This window comes from Aminobacter sp. HY435 (assembly GCF_027568395.1).
GTDB lineage: Bacteria > Pseudomonadota > Alphaproteobacteria > Rhizobiales > Rhizobiaceae > Aminobacter.
The window spans coordinates 158793-178069 of the sequence record NZ_JANKZL010000011.1 but is presented as its reverse complement, the minus strand read 5'-3'; the positions used below and the strand labels follow the sequence as shown (position 1 = coordinate 178069).

At 64.8% G+C, this 19277-nt stretch carries 20 protein-coding genes; 7 read left to right on the top strand and 13 right to left on the bottom strand.

What is annotated here, in order from left to right:
• Positions 1-7 precede the first annotated feature (7 nt).
• From PCJ21_RS17550 to dut, 3 genes are all read right to left on the bottom strand, one after another.
• Positions 8-814 carry an isocitrate lyase/PEP mutase family protein gene (locus PCJ21_RS17550; RefSeq protein WP_269932713.1) on the bottom strand — a complete coding sequence of 269 codons (807 nt, stop codon included), beginning with the start codon at positions 812-814 and terminating at the stop codon, positions 8-10.
• Positions 815-882: 68 nt separating this feature from the next.
• Positions 883-1539, bottom strand: coding sequence for an HAD family hydrolase (locus tag PCJ21_RS17545; RefSeq protein WP_269932712.1), 657 nt, complete (start codon positions 1537-1539; stop codon positions 883-885).
• A complete protein-coding gene (gene dut / locus PCJ21_RS17540) occupies positions 1536-2015 on the bottom strand; it encodes a dUTP diphosphatase (RefSeq protein WP_269932711.1) in 480 nt (159 codons plus the stop codon). The genes PCJ21_RS17545 and dut overlap by 4 nt, the downstream gene beginning before the upstream one ends.
• A gap of 241 nt (positions 2016-2256) precedes the next feature.
• Here dut and PCJ21_RS17535 point away from each other — a divergent pair, with 241 nt between their 5' ends.
• Entirely contained in the window at positions 2257-3051 is a 795-nt protein-coding gene (locus tag PCJ21_RS17535) for a class II glutamine amidotransferase (RefSeq protein ID WP_269932710.1), read from the top strand.
• A gap of 12 nt (positions 3052-3063) precedes the next feature.
• On the opposite strand, the gene PCJ21_RS17530 is transcribed toward PCJ21_RS17535, so the two are convergent.
• From PCJ21_RS17530 to PCJ21_RS17520, 3 genes are all read right to left on the bottom strand, one after another.
• Entirely contained in the window at positions 3064-3453 is a 390-nt protein-coding gene (locus tag PCJ21_RS17530; RefSeq protein ID WP_269932709.1) for an SRPBCC domain-containing protein, read from the bottom strand.
• Positions 3454-3597: 144 nt separating this feature from the next.
• Positions 3598-4077 (bottom strand): SRPBCC family protein, encoded by a 480-nt coding sequence (locus PCJ21_RS17525; protein ID WP_269932708.1) that lies wholly within the window; start codon positions 4075-4077, stop codon positions 3598-3600.
• A complete protein-coding gene (locus tag PCJ21_RS17520; protein WP_269932707.1) occupies positions 4074-4400 on the bottom strand; it encodes an ArsR/SmtB family transcription factor in 327 nt (108 codons plus the stop codon). Before PCJ21_RS17520 ends, PCJ21_RS17525 begins: the two co-directional genes overlap by 4 nt.
• A gap of 201 nt (positions 4401-4601) precedes the next feature.
• Here PCJ21_RS17520 and PCJ21_RS17515 point away from each other — a divergent pair, with 201 nt between their 5' ends.
• From PCJ21_RS17515 to phnN, 3 genes are all read left to right on the top strand, one after another.
• A complete protein-coding gene (locus PCJ21_RS17515; RefSeq protein ID WP_269932706.1) occupies positions 4602-5708 on the top strand; it encodes a DNA alkylation repair protein in 1107 nt (368 codons plus the stop codon).
• A gap of 211 nt (positions 5709-5919) precedes the next feature.
• Positions 5920-7512, top strand: a complete 1593-nt coding sequence (locus tag PCJ21_RS17510) for a peptide chain release factor 3 (RefSeq protein WP_269932705.1) — start codon at positions 5920-5922, stop codon at positions 7510-7512.
• 203 nt (positions 7513-7715) lie between these two features.
• Positions 7716-8345: a phosphonate metabolism protein/1,5-bisphosphokinase (PRPP-forming) PhnN gene (gene phnN, locus PCJ21_RS17505; protein WP_269932704.1), complete on the top strand. Its 630-nt coding sequence runs from the start codon at positions 7716-7718 to the stop codon at positions 8343-8345.
• Positions 8346-8357: 12 nt separating this feature from the next.
• Here the strand turns inward: phnN and PCJ21_RS17500 are convergent, their stop codons facing one another.
• From PCJ21_RS17500 to PCJ21_RS17475, 6 genes are all read right to left on the bottom strand, one after another.
• Positions 8358-9467 (bottom strand): DUF1513 domain-containing protein, encoded by a 1110-nt coding sequence (locus tag PCJ21_RS17500; RefSeq protein WP_269932703.1) that lies wholly within the window; start codon positions 9465-9467, stop codon positions 8358-8360.
• Between the two features lie 8 nt (positions 9468-9475).
• Entirely contained in the window at positions 9476-10555 is a 1080-nt protein-coding gene (locus PCJ21_RS17495) for an imelysin family protein (protein ID WP_269932702.1), read from the bottom strand.
• Positions 10555-12042 carry a di-heme oxidoreductase family protein gene (locus PCJ21_RS17490; RefSeq protein ID WP_269932784.1) on the bottom strand — a complete coding sequence of 496 codons (1488 nt, stop codon included), beginning with the start codon at positions 12040-12042 and terminating at the stop codon, positions 10555-10557. Before PCJ21_RS17490 ends, PCJ21_RS17495 begins: the two co-directional genes overlap by 1 nt.
• A gap of 290 nt (positions 12043-12332) precedes the next feature.
• Positions 12333-12818, bottom strand: a complete 486-nt coding sequence (gene bfr / locus PCJ21_RS17485) for a bacterioferritin (RefSeq protein ID WP_269932701.1) — start codon at positions 12816-12818, stop codon at positions 12333-12335.
• Positions 12784-13095: a (2Fe-2S)-binding protein gene (locus tag PCJ21_RS17480; protein WP_269932700.1), complete on the bottom strand. Its 312-nt coding sequence runs from the start codon at positions 13093-13095 to the stop codon at positions 12784-12786. The genes bfr and PCJ21_RS17480 overlap by 35 nt, the downstream gene beginning before the upstream one ends.
• A 79-nt stretch (positions 13096-13174) precedes the next feature.
• Entirely contained in the window at positions 13175-14479 is a 1305-nt protein-coding gene (locus PCJ21_RS17475; protein ID WP_269932699.1) for an imelysin family protein, read from the bottom strand.
• Positions 14480-15080: 601 nt separating this feature from the next.
• Between PCJ21_RS17475 and PCJ21_RS17470 the strand changes: the two genes are divergently transcribed.
• From PCJ21_RS17470 to PCJ21_RS17460, 3 genes are all read left to right on the top strand, one after another.
• Entirely contained in the window at positions 15081-16316 is a 1236-nt protein-coding gene (locus PCJ21_RS17470) for an NAD(P)/FAD-dependent oxidoreductase (protein ID WP_269932698.1), read from the top strand.
• A 285-nt stretch (positions 16317-16601) separates the two neighbouring features.
• Entirely contained in the window at positions 16602-16976 is a 375-nt protein-coding gene (locus PCJ21_RS17465) for a YciI family protein (protein ID WP_269932697.1), read from the top strand.
• Complete coding sequence (locus PCJ21_RS17460; RefSeq protein WP_269932696.1) at positions 16973-18265, top strand: RNA polymerase sigma factor; 1293 nt, start codon at positions 16973-16975, stop codon at positions 18263-18265. Before PCJ21_RS17465 ends, PCJ21_RS17460 begins: the two co-directional genes overlap by 4 nt.
• A 56-nt stretch (positions 18266-18321) precedes the next feature.
• Here PCJ21_RS17460 and PCJ21_RS17455 read toward each other — a convergent pair whose 3' ends face one another.
• The gene (locus PCJ21_RS17455) at positions 18322-19194 is read right to left on the bottom strand and encodes a DUF2189 domain-containing protein (protein ID WP_269932695.1); all 873 of its coding nucleotides are present in this window, start codon (positions 19192-19194) and stop codon (positions 18322-18324) included.
• Positions 19195-19277: the final 83 nt, after the last annotated feature.

Sequence of the window (19277 nt, the reverse complement as noted above, 5' to 3'; positions counted from 1 at the left end):
CGAGCGCTCAGCCGTCGCGGCCGAACATCGCCTGCAGCTTGGCATAGGAGATGCCGTCGCGGGCGAATTCGAACGTGCCCTGGCCCAGCATCTCGCGCGACGCCCGCTCCATCATGCCGAAGGCATAAGCCGTCAGCTTGGAGCCGAGCGAGATGCGCTTGGCGCCGGCCTCGACCAGCACCGCGACCGAAAACCCCGGCACGGCCAGCACGTTGACCGGCTTCGAAACCGCGCCGCACAGCGTCCGGATCATCTCGACGTCGGTAATCCCGGGCGCATAAAGCACGTCGGCGCCGGCCTTCTCGAAGGCCTGCAGCCGCCGGATCGTGTCGTCGAGGTCGGGCCGGTCCCACAGGAAGTTCTCCGACCGTGCCGTCAGCACGAAGTCGCCCTTCAGCGCCCGCGCCGCCTCGGCGGCCGCGGTCACCCGCTCCACCGCATGCGAGAACTCGTAGATCGGCTTGTCGGCGTCGCCGGTGTGGTCCTCGATGGAGCAGCCGGCAAGGCCTGCGGCCTCCGCCGCGAAGATCGTCTCGCCTGAACTTTCGGGGCTGTCTCCCTTGCCCTTCTCGAGGTCGGCAGAAACCGGCAGGCCGGTGGCATGCGCCATCTCGCGGCAGTGGTGGATCATCGCCTCGAAGCCGACGTCGCCGTCGCGAAGGCCGCGCGAAAACGCGTAGCCGGCACTTGTCGTCGCCAGTGCCTCGAAGCCGAAGGAGGCGAGCAGCTTGGCGGTGCCGATGTCCCACGGATTGGGGATGATGAAGGCGCCCGGCGCCTCGTGAAGTTTCCGGAAGACCGCGCCCTTGTCCATGCCATCGCCCTCGATATGAACCGACTGATGGAGTGTAGACCGGAGCGCGATAGGGCTCAAACCCTGTTTCAGGCGATCGGGATCAGTCCTGCCAGCTTGCGCATGTCGTCGAACAGCACCGCACCTGCGGCAATCAGCCCGTCGCGGTCGGAGTGCGGGTCGGCGTGGTAGCCGAACACGCGCATGCCCGCCGCAGCGCCTGCCTGGGCACCCGCAACGCTGTCTTCGATGACGATGCAGTCGGAGGGCTCAAAGCCCATCGTGCCGGCGGCATGCAGGAACAGATCGGGGAACGGCTTGCCGCGCTCGACCATGGTGGCCGAGAACAGGACGTCGCGGAAATGCTGGAGAAGTCCGGTCTGGCCGAGCGTCATGTGCATCTTGTTGACGCGCGCCGACGAGGCGACGCAATAGGCGATGCCGGCGGTTTGCACAGCAGCGACGAAGGTCTCGATATGCGGGATCGCCTGCACGCCGGTCTCGAACAGGTCCGGCAACTCGCGATACCAGCGCTCGACGAAGTCGGGGCCGAGGCTGACGCCGGTCGCTTCGACTTCCTTCTGCACCGACACCAGGCTGCGGCCGACGAACTGGCGGCGGCACTCTTCGTAGCTGACGGGATAGCCGGCTTCGCTCAGCCAGGACGACAGCCGCCGGTTGGCCAGCGGCTCGGTGTCGACGAGCACGCCGTCACAGTCGAAGATGACGAGCTTGGGATTGCTCACGCTGTGCCCGTCGAGCCGAAGCCGCCTGCGCCGCGCGACGTCTCGCCGGCCAGCGTGCGCTCCTCGACCGCGGCGCGGGTCACCGTAGCGATCACCATCTGGGCGATGCGCATGCCGCGTTCGACGTAGAAGTCCTCGTCGCCGTGGTTGATCAGCAGCACCTTGACCTCGCCGCGATAGTCGTTGTCGATGGTGCCGGGCGTGTTGAGGCAGGTGATGCCGTGCTTGAAGGCGAGGCCGGAGCGCGGTCGGATCTGGCCTTCGAAGCCTTCGGGGATCTCGAAGACGAGGCCGGTCGGCACCAGCGCGCGCCTGCCCGGCAGGATCAGCATCGGCCGATCCTCGGGGACCGCGGCGCGCAGGTCCATCCCGGCCGAACCCGATGTCTCGTAGGACGGCAGGGCCAGGTCGCCGGCATGCGGCAAGCGGACGATCCCGATGACGGGGGCGGAAGTGGTTTCGCTGTCGGATTTCATGGCGGCGATCCTATGGGACGGCTTCCGGAGAACGTCAATCCCGATATCTTCAGCTGAGCCAGACGGCAATGCCAGTGTGCGTTTTTCGCATGGCTCGTGAACCTAATGGGCCGACCGGCGCACATAATCGGCGTGGCGCTCGCCGTCACCATGGACAAGAGTTTACCGTTTGTTATCCATGTTGTCCGAGGCTGGGGTTTGTCTACGCCCGCTCGGCGCGCAGATTTGGGGTCAACGAGCCATGTGCAGATGGGCTGCCTATTTTGGGGATGAGGTCTTTCTCGAAGACATCGTGACCGCGCCCTGCCATTCGCTGATCGCCCAGAGCCACCGCGCCGAAGAGGCGAAATCGCCGACCAATGGCGACGGCTTCGGTCTTGCCTGGTATGGCGACCGGCCGGAGCCTGGGCTCTATCGCGATATCCTGCCGGCGTGGTCGGATCCCAATCTCAAGAGCCTGTGCCGGCAGATCAAGTCGAGCCTGTTTTTGGCCCATGTGCGCGCCTCGACCGGCGGCGCCACCAGCAGGGCCAATTGCCATCCATTCGTTTCGGGCCGCTGGAGCTTCATGCACAACGGCCAGATCTCCGGCTTCGAGCGCATCCGCCGCCGGCTTGAGGCGAGCATCGGCGACGCTCTCTACGACCAGCGCGAGGGCACCACCGATTCCGAGCTGTTTTTCCTGCTGATGCTGGAGGAAGGGCTCGGTGCCGATCCGCAACGTGCGGTGGCGCGGGCCACGGCCCGCGTCCTCGAGGCGTCGGAACAGGCCGGCGTCGATTCCGCGCTGAAGCTGACCGCCGCATTCAGCGACGGCGAGCGGCTGTTTGCGGTACGCTACGCCACCGACGGGCAGGCCCCGACGCTCTACACCCGAGATGGCGCCACCGGTCGCTGCATCGTTTCGGAACCTTTCGATCGCGAAGGCCAGAGCTGGCATGCGGTGCCGCCATCAAGCTTCGTCACCCTGACGCGGGACGAAATGACAGTCCTCCCGTTCCAGCCGCCAAGTATCGAGATGCTTGCCGCCGAATAGCCGCGCTGGCCATCAATGATGGGTCAGCGCTCGGTTCATCGGCTCCCAGTACATTTTCTGCCAGCCGTCTTCGAGCGTATGGTGCGTCGACCTGGGGTAGCCGTTCTGGTCGAAGACAAGCCTGGTGCCGGTGCCGTCGGCCTGCAGTTCGAAGCGAACGATGGAAAAGATGCCTTCCGGCCAGGCGCGCGAACGCCAAGTCTGGACGATGCGGCGGTTGGGCACCAGCTCGACGTTCCGGGCTTCGATGTCGCCGCCAAACATCGAAACCTCGCCGCCCTCATGGGGCGAGATGTGGGCCGCGCGTCCGCCTGTCATCGCCTGGAAACGGGAGGAATTGAGCAGCAGGTCGTAGATGTCCTTCGGCGTGCCTTTGAAATGAACTTCCTGATGGATGGTCATGGCGACCTCCTGGATCGCTAAAACAGCAGCGTCGCATTGATCGACGCTGTTGCCGATATTTTCCGCCCGCCAGTTGTAGCCGTCAACGACAACATGCGGCCCGGCGCGATGCCGAGCCGCATTCCGGGTGGAAGTCGTCCAGTTTCAGGCCGCAGAGTCCACCGCCGCACCGAAGCCTTGGAGGATTCCGCCCCATCCGCCCTCGGAATCGAGCATGACGGCCGTTTCTTCGGCCTTCGGCCCCATGTTCTCAAGCAGTCGGTGTTCGAGATCGACGCGGGTTCCGCCGCCGGCGACCGGAACGAACCTGACCTCGACTTCGGTGTGAAGGTCGGGGTCGAATTTCCAGTTCGCGCCGATGCTCCAGGCGAGCACGATGCGCCGCGGCGGCTCCCAGGCGATGACATCGCCCCATGGGCATTCGCTGCCATCTTCGCCGGTCTCGTACCAGCGTCCGCCGGCCCGTGGCTCGATGGTTGCGGTCTTGAGCGGAGCTGTGCCGATGCTATTGGTTTTGGGCCACCAACTCGAAAAGCCTGATGTGAAGATGTCGAAAGCCCGAATGGGGTTTGCCTTGACGGTGACCGAGCGGCGCACCGGCGACGGCGAAATCGTGACTGTCATGTCTCGTTCTCCTTATCTGCATCCAGCCTGTCGGCCTGCGATTTGAATTCGTCGAGCGCGTCGCCCCAGAACTGGTCGAGCCAGGCTCGCATGCGGCCGAGCCCGGCCGGGTCGAGGTGGTAGATGTTGCGCGCGCCCCGCGGTTCCAGGCGCACCAGCTGCGCCTCCTTCAGCACCTTGAGGTGCTGCGACACCGCAGACTGCGACACGGGAAGTCCGCGGGTCAGTTCCGCCACCGAACAGGGCCTGGCGGCAACCTGTTGGAAGATCGTGCGGCGCGTCGGGTCGGCGAGAGCCGTGATCTGGGAATAATCATAAGTCATAAATAATAATAAGTGTGAGCTAATGATTAGTCAACGGCGACCTGCGACGCTCGAAAGCGTCTCGGTCGCCAGTCTCCTGACAGCCCCTTGGCAGGAGAGGGATTGTAGTTGCGAGGTTCGATTCACATCTGCGCTGCAAGCCCTTCGTCCGAATGGATGCCCAAGGGCCAGTGCGGGGGGCGCCATGCAGGACGAAAATCGATGACGGAAGACCCAACGCTAGCCGCCCCGGCACTCAAGGAAATCTTCGACCGGGACCGCCTTCGCCACATCGCCACCGAGACGGCTTCCATCTCGGCTGCCTTCGACGCGGAGAAATTCATGGTGGCGGCGACCGCCAATCTCGACGACCTCGGCATCATGCAACGCCTGCGGCAGACGGCGACGAGCCTGCATGGCGCCTTGCCTGGCAGTTTCGAGCGTGCTTTGGGCGTGCTGCACGAACTGGCGCCGCGCATCCAGCATGGCTTCGCCTCGATCGTGCTTTCCGAATATGTCGCGCTCTACGGCAAGGGCAATTTCGACCTGTCGATGCAGGCGCTGGGCCACTTCACCCGCTTCGGCTCGGCCGAGTTCGCCGTCCGTCATTTCCTGGCCAGGGATTTCGACAGGACGCTTCAGGTGATGCGTGGCTGGGCGCTCGACGACAACGAGCATGTGCGCCGCCTCGCCAGCGAGGGTTCGCGCCCGCGGCTGCCGTGGTCGTTCCAGCTCAAGCAACTGGTCAAGGATCCGTCGCCGACAGCACCCATCCTCGAGTCGCTCAGGAGCGACCCCAGCCTTTATGTGCGCAAGTCTGTGGCCAACCACCTCAATGACATCTCCAAGGACCATCCCGACCGGGTGATCGACCGCGTCTCTGCCTGGGACATGGAAGACAAAAACACCGCCTGGATCGTCAGGCACGCGCTGCGCACGATGATCAAGAAGGGCGATCCGCGCGCTTTGGGTGCGATAGGCACGACGGGCAAGCCGATGGTGCGTGTCGAGACCTTCGCGGTCCAGCCGGCCGCCATCCCGCTCGGTGGCCGCATCACGCTCAAGGCCAACATCGCCTCGACCGCCGAGACAGTGCAGCAGCTGGTGGTCGACTATGCCGTCCACTACGTCAAGAAGAGCGGCGGCACATCCAAGAAGGTGTTCAAGCTCAAGGAGATCGGCTTGCCGCCACGCGGCCGCAAGGAGCTTTCGATCAGCCAGGCGGTGCGCGACTTCACCACACGCAAGCACTATCCCGGCCATCACCTGATCGAGCTGATCGTCAATGGGGAGACGGTGGCCGAAGGCGGGTTCGAGCTGAAGGGGTGAAGGCAGGCGGAAACGTTCACGACCCCCTCCCCCTTGTGGGGAGGGGTAAGGGGTGGGGGTAGGGTCGCAAACAGCTCTGCTCTACGAGGCACCCCCACCCTCTATCCCTCCCCACAAGGGGGAGGGAGGGCATCAACGCCCCGTCTCGTTCCAATTCCTCGACAGGCGCGGCATCGGCTGTTAGAAGCCCGCCATCACAAGGAATCCCCCGATGGCTGAAGACATCGAAAAGGCGGTGGCGCGCCGCCGCACCTTCGCGATCATCGCGCACCCTGACGCGGGCAAGACCACGCTGACCGAAAAGCTGCTTTTGTTCGGCGGCGCGATCCAGCTCGCCGGCGAGGTCAAGGCCAAGAAGGACAAGATCCAGACCCGTTCGGACTGGATGAAGATCGAGCGCGAGCGCGGCATCTCGGTCGTCACCTCGGTGATGACATTCGAGTATGGCGACAACGTCTTCAACCTGCTCGACACGCCGGGCCACGAGGACTTTGCCGACGACACCTATCGCACGCTTTCCGCGGTCGATAGCGCGGTCATGGTCATCGACGCCGCCAAGGGTATCGAGCCGCGCACGCTCAAGCTGTTCGAGGTCTGCCGCCTGCGCGACATCCCGATCATCACCTTCGTCAACAAGATGGACCGCGAGGCCCGCAATACCTTCGAGATCCTCGACGAGATCGAGGAGAAGCTGGCGCTCGACACCGCGCCGATCACCTGGCCGATCGGCCAGGGCAAGACCTTTGCCGGCACCTACCATCTCGCCCAGAACGCGGTGCGCCGCGGTGATGCGGAGGCTGAACGCACGCCGGTGCACGGCCCCGATTCCAATCGCGCCGCCGGCCTGCTGCCCGACAACGAGCGTCCGGCCTTCATCGAGGAACTCGAGCTTGCGCGCGAGGCCTGCCGGCCGTTTGATCTCCAGGCATTCCGCGAAGGTCATTTGACGCCGGTCTATTTCGGCTCGGCGCTGCGCAATTTCGGCGTCCGCGACCTGATCGAGGCGCTTGGCGATTTTGGCCCGGCACCCCGCGCCCAGGAAGCCGACACGCGCAAGGTCGAGGCGACGGAAGAGAAGATGACGTCGTTCGTCTTCAAGATCCAGGCCAACATGGATCCCAACCACCGCGACCGCATCGCCTTCGTGCGCGTCTGCTCGGGCGAGCTCAAGCGCGGCATGAAGGCCAAGCTGGTGCGCACCGGCAAGCAGATGAGCCTGTCGGCGCCGCAGTTCTTCTTCGCCCGCTCGCGCATCACCGCCGACGAGGCCTATGCCGGCGACGTGGTCGGCATCCCCAACCACGGCACGCTGCGCATCGGCGACACGCTGACCGAGGGCGAGGACATCCTGTTCCGCGGCGTGCCCAACTTCGCGCCGGAAATCCTGCGCCGTGTCCGCCTCGGCGACGCGATGAAGGCCAAGAAGCTCAAGGAAGCGCTGCACCAGATGGCCGAAGAGGGCGTGGTCCAGCTCTTCCAGCCCGAGGACGGCTCGCCGGCCATCGTCGGCGTCGTCGGCGCGCTGCAGATCGACGTGCTCAAGGAGCGCCTGTCGGTGGAATACACGTTGCCGGTTGACTTCGAGATGGCGCGGTTTTCGATCTGCCGCTGGATCGATGCCGACGACAAGGCCGACCTGCACCGCTTCATCGAGAGCCATCGCGGCGACATCGCCCGCGATCTCGACAACGATCCGGTTTTCCTCGCCCAGCATGAGTTCTCGCTCAACTACGAGGCCGAGCGCTGGAAGATGATCCGTTTTGCCGCGATCAAGGACTACCAGGTCCGCGATATCGCCAGTTGACCGCAATCGACGGAGCGGCAATGCCGCTCCGTTTCGTCATTCCGTCATGTAAATCGCCTAATGGCATCGCAGCGGTGGCGTTCGTCCGTGGTCCAACCCTAGGGACGTGACAGTGCGGCGGTTGAGATGTTCAATGCACCAGCCCTGCTGCAAGGTTGGCGGTTGCAGCCGGCTTGAAGCCGGCATGGAGGATGTGGCGTCGCATGATGGTTTCTGCATTGATCGAGCGTGAGCTGACCCGGATCGGCTCGCCCGTCCGCAACGGCGTCTTCGTCGCCGTCGTCGGCCCCAGCGGTGCCGGCAAGGACACGCTGATCGCCTATGTCCGCGAGCGCCTGAGCGAAGAAGATCACGTCGAGTTCGCCCGCCGGGTGATCACGCGCCACAGCGATGGCGCCACTGAGGATCACGATACGCTCGCCGATGCCGCCTTTGTCGAGGCCGAAGCCGCCGGTGCCTTCGCCCTGTCGTGGGAAGCGCATGGCCTGCGTTACGGCATTCCTGCGTCGGTCGACGACGCCATCTCGGTTGGCCATGTCGTCGTCGCCAACACCTCGCGCGGGGTTATCCCGGCGCTGCGCCGGCGCTATGCCAATGTCGCCGTGGTCGAAATCACCGCAGCACCCGAAATCCTCGCCGAGCGGCTTGCCGCACGTGGCCGTGAATCGCGCGGCGAAGTGCTGGCGCGGTTGGCGCGCACCGCACCGCATGATCTCTCAGGCCCCGGCCATGTCGCCATCGACAACAGCGGCGCTGCTGGCATCGCCGGCGAGCGCTTCCTTGCCGTGCTGCGCAAGGCCGTCGCCTTCTCGGACGTATCTGGTCTCATATAGGTAAGTAACAACTTACGTATTTTGCAGGTCGATGCGCAGCATGTGATTATCCCAGACATGCTCGGGATCGTCGGTCTGCTTGCCGTCGGGCTCGACGACCTTGCCGGCGCCTGTCGTGGCAAGAAAGCCGTCGCGGTCGGGCGCGAGCCCGCACACCTCGACCAGATCGTTCCTCGCCACAACCTTGCCGCTTGCTGCCTCGATCGTCGCCCAGATGTTGCCCTGCGGCGAGGACACGGCGATCAGGCCGGCCTCGCGATTGGCGGCCACCGAACCGATATAGTTGCGGAAACCGCCGAGCAGGTCCTCCGGCATGTCGAGCATTTCCAGCTCCTTGCCGCGCACGGCGCGGCCGACCAACAGCGGCGTTTCGCTGGCCGGGCCCTCGTGCTGGCAGCCGAACCAGACTGTGCCCTGAGCGTCGATGTCCATGTGGCGGATCGACAATTGGTGAAGCTTTTCAGGCAGTTCGTGCTTCTCGAGCAGGTCGCCTGATATGCGGTCGACCAGCACGAAGGATGGCTTCATCGTCGGGATGTTGAGCTTGGCGCGGCCGAAATCGGGATGGGTCTCGATGCCGCCGTTGCAGATCGCAAGCGTCTTGCCGTCGCCGAGCAGGATCAGTTCATGCGGGCCGACGCCATGGGTCGGGAACTCGCTGAGGCGGCGGAAGCCGTCGCGGGCGTCGTAGACGCCGACCATGCCGGCAGCGTTGTCGAAGTCGTTTTCGGTGACATAGAGCAGCGCGCCGTCGGGCGAGAATACGCCGTGGCCGTAATAGTGGCGGCCGGCGATGCTCGGGATGGTCAGCGGCTTGCCCCTGCCAGTGTGGTCGAACACCATCATGAAAGTGCCCGGCTGGCGGGCGAACACCACCGACTTGCGCGAGATCGGATCGAAGGTGACGTCATGGCCTCGTTCGGGCAGGATGACGCTGTGCAGGATCTTGCCCGCCTCGGACAGCACGGCGACGCCGTATTCACCCGTTCTTGCTTGGTAAGCGGTGGCGAACATTGCGTCGGTTTCGAGCGCCAGTGCGCGCTTGGCCGGGGTAAGCGACAACAGGAAGGTCGCGCCTGCCGCCTTGAGGAAGTCGCGGCGGTCGAACAGGGGCGTGCGCATGGTAGCTCTCAGTCGCCGTCGAGTGACGAGAACCCGGCGGTCAGGCCGAGCGCGCCGGCCAGCCGCGTGCCGAACAGCTCCGACAGGCTGGAGGTGACGACGCCGAAATAGGAAAGCTTGCCGCGCTTGATTTGGTTGCCGAGCACGTCCTCGATGGGGCCGGTGGCGCCAGCCGCCGCGGTCTTGGCGTTGGTGAATTCGAAGTCGATGGACTGCGCGATCCACGCAGAATCGGTCGGCAGCAGGCTGCCGAACTGCGACGCGTCGAACAGCGCCGACATGCCAGATATGTTGCCGCCGAGCGAAGCGCCGGTGCCGGCGGAGCGCCAGTAGAGCGCTTGCCTGGGCTTGTCGGCGGCAGGTTCCGTGCCGAGGAAGCTGTTGACGCGGACGTCGCGCACCAGTTCCAGTCCGTTGACATAGACCTCAAGCAGTTCGGTGACCGCCTCGGTCGCGTTGCGGTAGAACGGGTTGCTGGCGCCGGGGGTCTTCCACTGCGCGGCAAAACCCTTGTCGTCATGCCAGGCGGCGTCGACCTCGGCCGCGATGATGCCGATGTTGCCCGATATCGCCTCGCCAAAGGCGCAGCGATAGCTGGGGTGCGGGCCGGAGAGGTCGTCGGAGCCGGTGCCGAACAGCACGAATTCGAGTGCTCCCAGTCCCTGCATGGCAACGCTCTTGCCGGCCAGCCTGGTGGCGTCGGTGGCGGTGGCATCCTCGTTGGCGATGGCGGCCTGGACCTGCTTCAGGCCGGTGCCCTTGCGGTCGGGCCAGAACAGCATGCGCTCCAGCCGGTTGTGTTCGGTGATCGGCCCGAAGCGGATGATCTCGATCTCCGACCACGTTAGCGCAGTCTTCGAGAAAGCCTCGCGCGCGGCCTCGAGGTGATCGGTGGAGGGCGCCTCGCATAGTTTCTGCATCGCGGCGCTCATCGCGCCGGTCGAATGGACCAGCTCACGGTAGGCCGGGCGGATGAAGCCGTCGATTGCGTTGCCGATGACCTTTTCGGACGCCTCGTTGGCAAGGGCTGCCGTGGCGGGCAGGGACAGCCCGATGGCCAGGGCAACTGCAAGCGTTTGTCTGGTCATCACAGCGACTCCAGGAATTTGATGAGTGCGGCGCGGTCGTCGGCGGCAAGATTGGCAAAGCGATCCCGCGCGGCCCGCGCTTCGCCGCCATGCCACAGGATGGCCTCGGTCAGGTTACGCGCCCGCCCGTCGTGCAGGAAGAAGGTGTGGCCATTGACGGTTTCCGTCAGGCCGACGCCCCACAGCGGCGGCGTGCGCCATTCGTTGCCCGAGGCGTCTCCGACCTGCTGGCCATCGGCCAGTCCGTCGCCCATGTCATGCAGCAAGAAGTCGGTATACGGCCAGATCAGCTGGAACTTCTGCGCCTTGTTGGGCGCGTCGCGGCGGGTGACGAACTTTGGCGTGTGGCACGAGGCGCAGCCGGCTTCGTAGAACATCTGCTTGCCGAGCAGCACCCGCGGGTCGTCGATGTCGCGCCGCGCCGGAACGGCCAGGTTCTGCGAATAGAAGGTGACGAGGTCCATGATCGGATCGGGCGCCTCGACAGGCCCGAGCCGGTCCTGCACGCCATTCGGCATCGCCAGGCAATCGGCCTGCGCTTCGGTGCAGTCGCCCCAGTGGTGGACGACGTCAGGCGTCGAGATGCCGATGTCGCCGGCAAAGGCGTCGGCCGACTGCTGGCGGATCGACGGTGTCTGCGCCTTCCAGCCGAAGCGGCCAAGCGTCAGCCCGCCGCTCTTGCCGTCGCGCACGATCGAGGCCTTGCCGGAGATACCGTCGCCGTCCCTGTCGTTCGGATCGGCTTTGGCAAGAATGTCGGCGGGGTGGATCTGCTCGACAAGGCCGAGCCCGATCATCTGTGGCGTGACGCGTGGCGACAGCGTTGTCCTGGGATCCATCGGCCCGTAGCCGAGATCAGCGACTGAATAGCTTGGCTTGCGCAGCGACAATATGGTGCCGTCGCCCAGCGTGACCGGCACCTCTTCATAGGAGATGACCATGCGGCCTTCGCCGGCCAGCCCGGGCACGGCCAGGTCCTGGAACTGCGCGCCATAGACCGGGTCGGGGAAGTTTCGCGCCTTGCGGTCGGCGACTGCGGCTTTCTCCTCTTCGGTCTCGGCTGCGCGGGCGAGCCTGAAGAACATCGAGGTCGCATCGGGGTTGCCTTCCGGCGGATGGCCACGGCCGTCCTTCAGATGGCAGCTCTGGCAGGCGCGCGCGTTGAACAGCGGGCCGAGCCCGTCGGAGGCCTGCGTCGAGGAGGGCGATGACACCCACAGCTTGCGGAACATGCCGTTGCCGAGCTTGAAGGTGCCTTCTTCCTCGAAGGTGATGTTGGCTGAGGAGTGCGAGAACGCGTCCTGGTTGACGCGCTTTTGCGACGTGCCGGCGCCGCCCTGCATGCGCTCGAACTGTTCCGGCTTGGTGAAGTCGGTGGTCGGCCTGACGATCTTTTCGACGCGCGCCTTGTCCTTGGGGATCAGGTCGCTGCGTTCGGTGGGAAGCGCGAGCACGTCATTGGCGAAGGCGTGGCCCGTGGCCAACAGCGTGAGCGTGGTCGCGAACAGACCCCAAACTGCGAGGCGCGCAGTACCCGGCAGGATACCCCCACCCCTAGCCCCTCCCCACAAGGGGGAGGGGGATCCCGTGGCGACGCCTTTAGGTGACGTGTACGTACTGGTTCGGTCGGACGTGTCGAAAACCTGTCGCCCTCCCCCTTGTGGGGAGGGGTTAGGGGTGGGGGTGCCTTCAGAGGCAATGGCCGGAATGTCGAGGGCGGGCGCACCCGCCAAGGCGCGGCGCAGAGTCAGAAAAGTGCGCCGCATTCCGGCATGTCCTATTCGGCCTTGTCAGCGGTCTCGGCGTTGAGCTGGCCGTACTTCTCTTCGCCGATCTCGTTGAGCAGCTGCAACTGGGTCTCGAGGAAGTCGATATGGCCTTCCTCGTCGGCGAGCAGCTCCTCGAAGAGCTTCATGGTGACGTAGTCGCCATGCTGGGAGCAGATGTCCCGTGATTTCTTGTAGGAGGTGCGGGCGTCATACTCGCCTGCGAGATCGCTCTCGAGCACTTCCTTGACGTTCTGGCCGATGCGCAGCGGCGATACGGACTGGAGGTTCGGGTGGCCTTCAAGGAAGATGATGCGCGCGACAAGCTTGTCGGCGTGGTGCATTTCTTCGATGGATTCCTCGCGTTCCTTCTTCGCGAGCTTGCCGTAGCCCCAGTCCTCAAGCAGGCGATAGTGCAACCAATACTGGTTTACAGCGCCAAGTTCGAGGAACAGAGCCTCGTTAAGCCGCTCGATGACCTGTTTTTCGCCCTTCATTTGCCTTGCTCCCAAATTGAACGCGCAACTCTCTGACGCGGTCCAGGTGTGAAACGACATCCATGCCACCCGCTTCCGAACGAGCGTGGTAGGCTTCGGTGACCCGAATGATCGTTTCGACCACATTTGGGAAGCAGCCGCAACAACGTCCTCGCTTCTGAAGCGTATGATAAACCTTCGCGGGCACGATCAGTGTCCACGGGTCCCGGTCCAAAAGCTCGACGATTGTGTCTTCGATCTCCTTTTGGGTGATGAGATTGCAATGGCAAATAAGCATGGTTTCGAATGACCGTGGCTGACGGCGCGCTCCCTTTTGGCGCGCCGTTTGGCTAGAGAAATTTAGGCGTTGCGCGCCCTCACTGGAAGACCTTGTCGGGCGAATCGAGGCTGTCCGAGCCCTCGAAGGCGATTGCATCGAGCTTGAGGGCAGCAACCGCGCGTTCGATCGACTTGGTCTGGTCGACCAGTGCGTCGATTGCCGCCTGCACGGTGGCATTGCCCTCGGCATTGCCTTCGCCGATCTGCTGGTCGTAGGCCTCGCCGGCAACGGCGCGGGCCTGGATCGCTTCCATCTTCGAGACGGTGGCGTCCAGCTTGCCCGACAGCTCGGTGTCGAGCGCAGCGTCCGCTTCCTTGGCCATGTCGGAGACCGAAGGACCCGAGACGGTCGAACCGTCGACGCGCTTGTAGCTGCCCTTGTAGGCGTTGCGGATACCTACAGCGTCATACAGGTGCGAGATGTGCGTGTTGTCGGAGAAGCAGTCGTGCTCTTCTTCCGGATCGTGCAGCAAAAGGCCGAGCTTCATGCGCTCACCCGCCAGCTCGCCATAAGACAGCGAGCCCATGCCGGTCAGGATGGTAGCGATGCCGGTCTTGGCGTCGCCCTCGAGCAGCGCCTTGCGGGCGGCGCCGTCGGCCGTCCAGTTGCCGACCATCTCTTCGAGATCGGCGACCAGCAGGTCGGAAGCGGCATTCAGATACTGGGCGCGGCGGTCGCAATTGCCGCCGGTGCAGTTGGCGGTGTCGTAATCGGTGAAGGGACGGTTGCCAGCACCGGCGCCCGTGCCGTTCAGGTCCTGGCCCCACAGCAGAAACTCGATCGCGTGATAGCCGGTCGCCACATTGGCCTCGATGCCACCTGCTTCCTGCAGCGTGCCGGAGAGGAACTCGGGCGTGATCCTGGAGGCGTCGACCTTCTGGCCGTTGATCTCGATCGACGGGTTGGCGATCACATTGGCCGTGTAGAGCGTGTTCTCGTCCGACTCGGTGCCGTAGCTCTTGTCGACATAGTCGATCAGGCCTTCATCGAGCGGCCATGCGTTGACGCGGCCTTCCCAGTCGTCGACGATCGAGTTGCCGAAGCGGTAGACTTCGGTCTGCTGGTAAGGGATGCGCGCCGCCTTCCACGCATCGCGCGCCGCATTCAGCGTCTCGGCCGAGGGCTTGGCGGTCAGCGCCTCGATCGCAGCATCCAGCGCCTTGGCGGTGGACAGCGAGTCTTCGTACTTGGCCAGCGCGATGTCGGAATAGGTGGTCAGAACGGCCTTCGGATCGCTCTCGGCCTTGGCCGGCAGCACGAAGATCGCCGCGGTCAGCGCTGTCGTCGCGGCAATGGCGCTGAGCCTGCCGAGATGCCGCGAGCGCGAAAAGGTTGAAGGCATGGGCGTCTCCTCAGTAAGCCAATGGCGCGACATCGCGCGAAAAACCGTAGCGCAGGCATTGATAACCGGGCCGGCCGCACAAGATTCGAAGGGAAGCTCAGGGGACGTCCTGCTGTTTCGCTGCGCCAACCGCACGACCCCGCTCGGGACGCCGCGACCAGCTGCACTGTGTCCACGCCACCGCGCGGTTCGACGAAAGCAGGCACCCGGTAGGCTCCAATCGAAAGGGTTAAAGGCCCAGACATCAAAGACAGGTGCTCTAAGCACGAGGCCATAAAAGCGTTGTGACTGCAAAAGTCAACGCGATTCCGCTGAAAAGTGTAGTGGGATCAATCATTTAGAATTATTCTAAACTGATTTTATCCAGTTTGATGGCAGCCAACTCATTGATTTGTCGAGCAGCGACGGCGCACACGTGCGCATGGCGCTCGCCGATGCCTGCGACAACGCGTACCGGCCGATCGTCCGGTCCGGATCCGCCAGACGCAAGGGGCGCTTGACAGCCCGGCGTCTGGCTGTCACCCAAAAATCAATCCTTGGCCCTTGTGGCGGCAGGGGCCAGCGGCCATCTGCCAGGGGACGTCCCAACAGTGAGGCTGGCATGAAGAACGGTGTGGTTATTGTCGGCGCGGGCCATGCCGGGGTGCAAGCCGCAGCGAGCTTGCGCGAGGAGGGCTATGACGGCCCGGTGCTGCTCGTTGGCGACGAAAAGGAACTGCCGTACCACAAGCCGCCGCTGTCGAAGACCTTCATCAAGGACGGCGCCGCCCAGCCGCAGCTGCTGCGCGGCGAAGTATTCTACACCGGCCATTCCATCGATTTCCGCCCGGGAACGCTGGTCGAGCGCATCGATGCCACGGCACGGCGCCTGGCGCTTTCCGGCGGCGGCGAGCTGGCCTACGACCACCTGATCCTGGCCACCGGCTCGCGCCCGCGCGCCCTGCCGCTCCCTGGCGCTGACCTCACCGGCGTGCTGTCGCTGCGCTCGGTGGCCGATGCCCGCCTGATCCGCGAGCACAGCGCCGCCTGCGAGGACGTCGTCGTCATCGGCGGCGGCTTCATCGGCCTTGAGATCGCCGCAACGCTTGCCGCCGGCGGCCGCCGCGTCACCGTGGTCGAGGCGCTCGATCGCCTGCTTGGCCGCGCCGTTGCGCCGCTGATCGCCGAGCATGTCCGCAAGCGCCTGGAGGCCACTGGCATCCGCATCCTGCTCAAGACCACGATCGAGCGGATCGAGGGCGAAAATGGTCATGTCGCCGGCGTGCTGACCTCGACGGGAGAGCGTTTGCCGGCTGGCATGGTGATCGTCGGCATCGGCGTGGTGCCCAATGTCGAGCTCGCCGAAGCCGCCGGCATCGCCATCGCCAACGGCATCCGGGTCGACACTGCGATGCGCAGTTCGGCACCGGACATTCTCGCCGTCGGCGACAACGCCAGCTACTGCCACTGGCAGACCGGCGCCGACGTGCGCCTTGAATCCGTGCAGAACGCCACCGACCAGTCCAAGCTTGCCGCCCGCACCATCGTCGGTCACCCCGGTGACTATGCCGCGGTGCCGTGGTTCTGGTCAGACATCGGCGACATGAAGCTGCAGATGGTTGGTCTTACCACCGGCAGTGACCGCCAGATCCTGTCGGGCGACCCGTCGGAAAACCGCTTCTCGGTGTTCCATTTTGCCGGTGACCGGCTGGCGGCGATCGAATCCGTCAACCGCCCGGCCGACCACATGCTTGGCCGCAAGATGCTCGGCCTCGGCTTCTCGCCGACCGCCGAGATGGTTGCCAGCGGAGCGGAGGCGCTGAAGGCCGCACTTGCCGCGCTGCCGCAGCAAGGCTGAAGGCGGCTTCGGGTTCAAGCGCGGACGCGATACCCCCACCCCTGGCCCCTGCCCACAAGGAGGAGGGGATGCCGTCGTCGCATGATCCCAGACTGCTGAAAGTTCGAACTCAACGCAGTCAGGTCCCCGCCCCCTTGTAGGGGTGGGGTATGCCAGTCTCAGCGATAAAAGGTTGGGGGTGCCTGCCCCGACGTCAAAGTTGGCCACGCCCGCGACAAAAAAATTGCCGATGGTCTGTCGGCAATGCACATATCTGTTCGTCCTAGACATGAAGGAAACGAACAGATGCTCTACGCCATCCTTTGCTACAACAACGAAGACGTCGTCTGCGCCTGGTCCAAGGAGCAGGACGACGAGGTGATGGCCCGTCTCCAGGTGGTGACCGGCAAGCTGCGCGACCAGGGCAGGCTCGGACCGGTGGCCAGGCTAATGCCGACGACCGCCGCGACCACCCTGCGCAAGACCAGCGACGAGCCGCTGGTCATCGACGGTCCCTTCGCCGAAACCAAGGAACAGTTCCTTGGTTTCTATGTCGTCGACTGCGAGACGCTCGACGACGCCGTCGCCGTGGCCAAGGACCTGGCGGACGCCAATCCTGGTGGCGGCTCTTACGAATTGCGTCCGATTGGCGCATTTTTCCCCGGAAAAGAGGCAGCATGACCGACCCGGCCTGGATCAACACGGCTCTCTCCTCCGCCCGGCCGCAGGCCGTGGCGGCCCTGCTGCGCTACTTCCGCGACCTCGACACCGCGGAAGAGGCGTTCCAGGAGGCCTGCCTGCGTGCGCTCCGCACCTGGCCGGAGAAGGGACCGCCGCGCGATCCGGCCGCCTGGCTGATCTTTGTCGGCCGCAACTCCGGCATCGACGCCGCCCGCCGCCGCAGCAAGCAGGCACCGCTGCCGGCGGAAGAGCTGCTGTCCGACCTCGACGACGTCGAGGACGACATGGCCGACCGCCTCGATGGCGCGCATTATCGCGACGACATCCTGCGGCTGCTGTTCATCTGCTGCCATCCCGACCTGCCGGCGACCCAGCAGATCGCGGTCGCGCTGCGCATCGTCTCGGGCCTCTCGGTCAAGCAGATCGCCCGCGCCTTCCTGGTCGGCGAGAGCGCCATGGAACAGCGCATCACCCGCGCCAAGGCGCGCATCGCCAACGCCAACGTGCCCTTCGAGGTGCCCGGGCCGGTGGAGCGCTCCGAGCGGCTGGCGGCGGTGCTGGCCATGGTCTACCTCGTCTTCAACGAGGGCTATTCGGCGGGTGCGACCGAGATCGCCAACCGCGCGCCGCTGTGCGAGGAGGCGATCCGGCTGGCGCGGCTGTTGCTGCGCCTGTTCCAGACAGAGCCGGAGGTGATGGGGCTGACGGCGCTGCTGCTGCTCCAGCATGCCCGCGCCGCCGCCCGCTTCGACGCCAATGGCGAGCTGGTGCTGATGGACGACCAGGATCGCGCGCTGTGGAACAGGGCGCTGATCGACGAGGGGCTGGCGCTGATCGACAAGGCGATGCGCCATCGCCGGCCCGGCCCCTACCTGATCCAGTCGGCGATCGCCGCGCTGCATTCACGCGCCGCCCGGCCCGAGGACACCGACTGGGCAGAGATCGACCTGCTCTATTCGGTGCTGGAATCGATGACGCCGTCGCCCGTGGTAACCCTCAACCGCGCCGTTGCCTTCGCCAAGCTGCGCGGTCCGGAAGCCGCGCTCAAGCTGATCGAGCCGCTGGAGCCCAAGCTCCAGGGCTATTTCCACTTTTTCGGCGTCAAGGGCGGGCTGCTGATGCAGCTCGGCCGCGACGAGGAAGCGCGCGAGGCCTTCGGCCGGGCGATAGCGCTCGCCAATACGCCGGCCGAGGCAGCCCATATCCGCATGCATCTCGACCGGCTTTCCGCGCCCTCCGCACTCCCGGCCAAGTCTGCTGCGCTAAACACGGAGCGTCAGCTGCAGTAACGGCGCGGGAAGGTCGAGATCGTCTGCGCCGCCCCCGTTCGGCTTGGCTTCGTCGGCTACCAGCGAAGCCAATATGGGAAGTGTCGATCGTCGCCCTCGCCGGTGGAAGGTGGCAGGGGCGTCTTCTTGTCGGCCGGGACGTCCACGACCTTGCGATAGAGGTGCCACGTCGCGTGGCCGAGCACCGGGATGACGATGGCAAGGCCCGCCAGGAACGGCAGGGACCCGATCAGCAGCGCGACCGCGACGATCAGGCCCCACATCAGCATCGGCACCGGGTTGCTGCGCACCGCCCGGACCGAGGTCTCGACCGCAGCGTAGGCGCCGATATCGCAGTCGAGCAGCAGCGGAAAGGCGATGACTGTGGTGCAGAGAACCACCAGGGCGAACAGGAATCCGATCAGATTGCCGAGGATGATCAGTGTCCAGCCGCGCTGGGTGGTGAAGAGATCGCCGAAGAACGCTGCCGTCGACTGCGGGGCGTCCGGCCCGTAAAGCCAGGTGTACAGCCCCTGCGCGACCAGAAGCCAGGCGACGAAAAGCACGAGCAGCATGATGCCGATGGCCACCATCGCGGGAATGGCCGGCGAATGCCTGACATCGAAGGCATGCCTCCAGGATGTGTCGAGGTTCTGTTCGCGCCTTCGGCTGATCTCGTAGAGGCCGATGCCGGCGAAGGGTCCGAGCAGGGCAAAGCCGGACATCAGCGGGAAAATGAGCTGCAGGGCGTTGCCGCCCGATGTCCATGTGATCAGAAGCACCCCGACGATCGGATAGATCAGGCACAGGAAAACGTAATGCGACGGCTTGTCCCAAAAATCGTCGAAGCCACGTCGCAATGCGTCAAACACATCCGCGACCGTTATCCGGCGGATGGCGGGATGCTCGAGCGTATTGGTGGCACTTGCGTACACATGGAAGCTTGCCATGACCACTCCTCCTTGGGGTGGGTCGCGGCCCGGGCTCGGCATGAGTGGTCACACCAAAACCGCGACCTTCACCATGCCAAAAA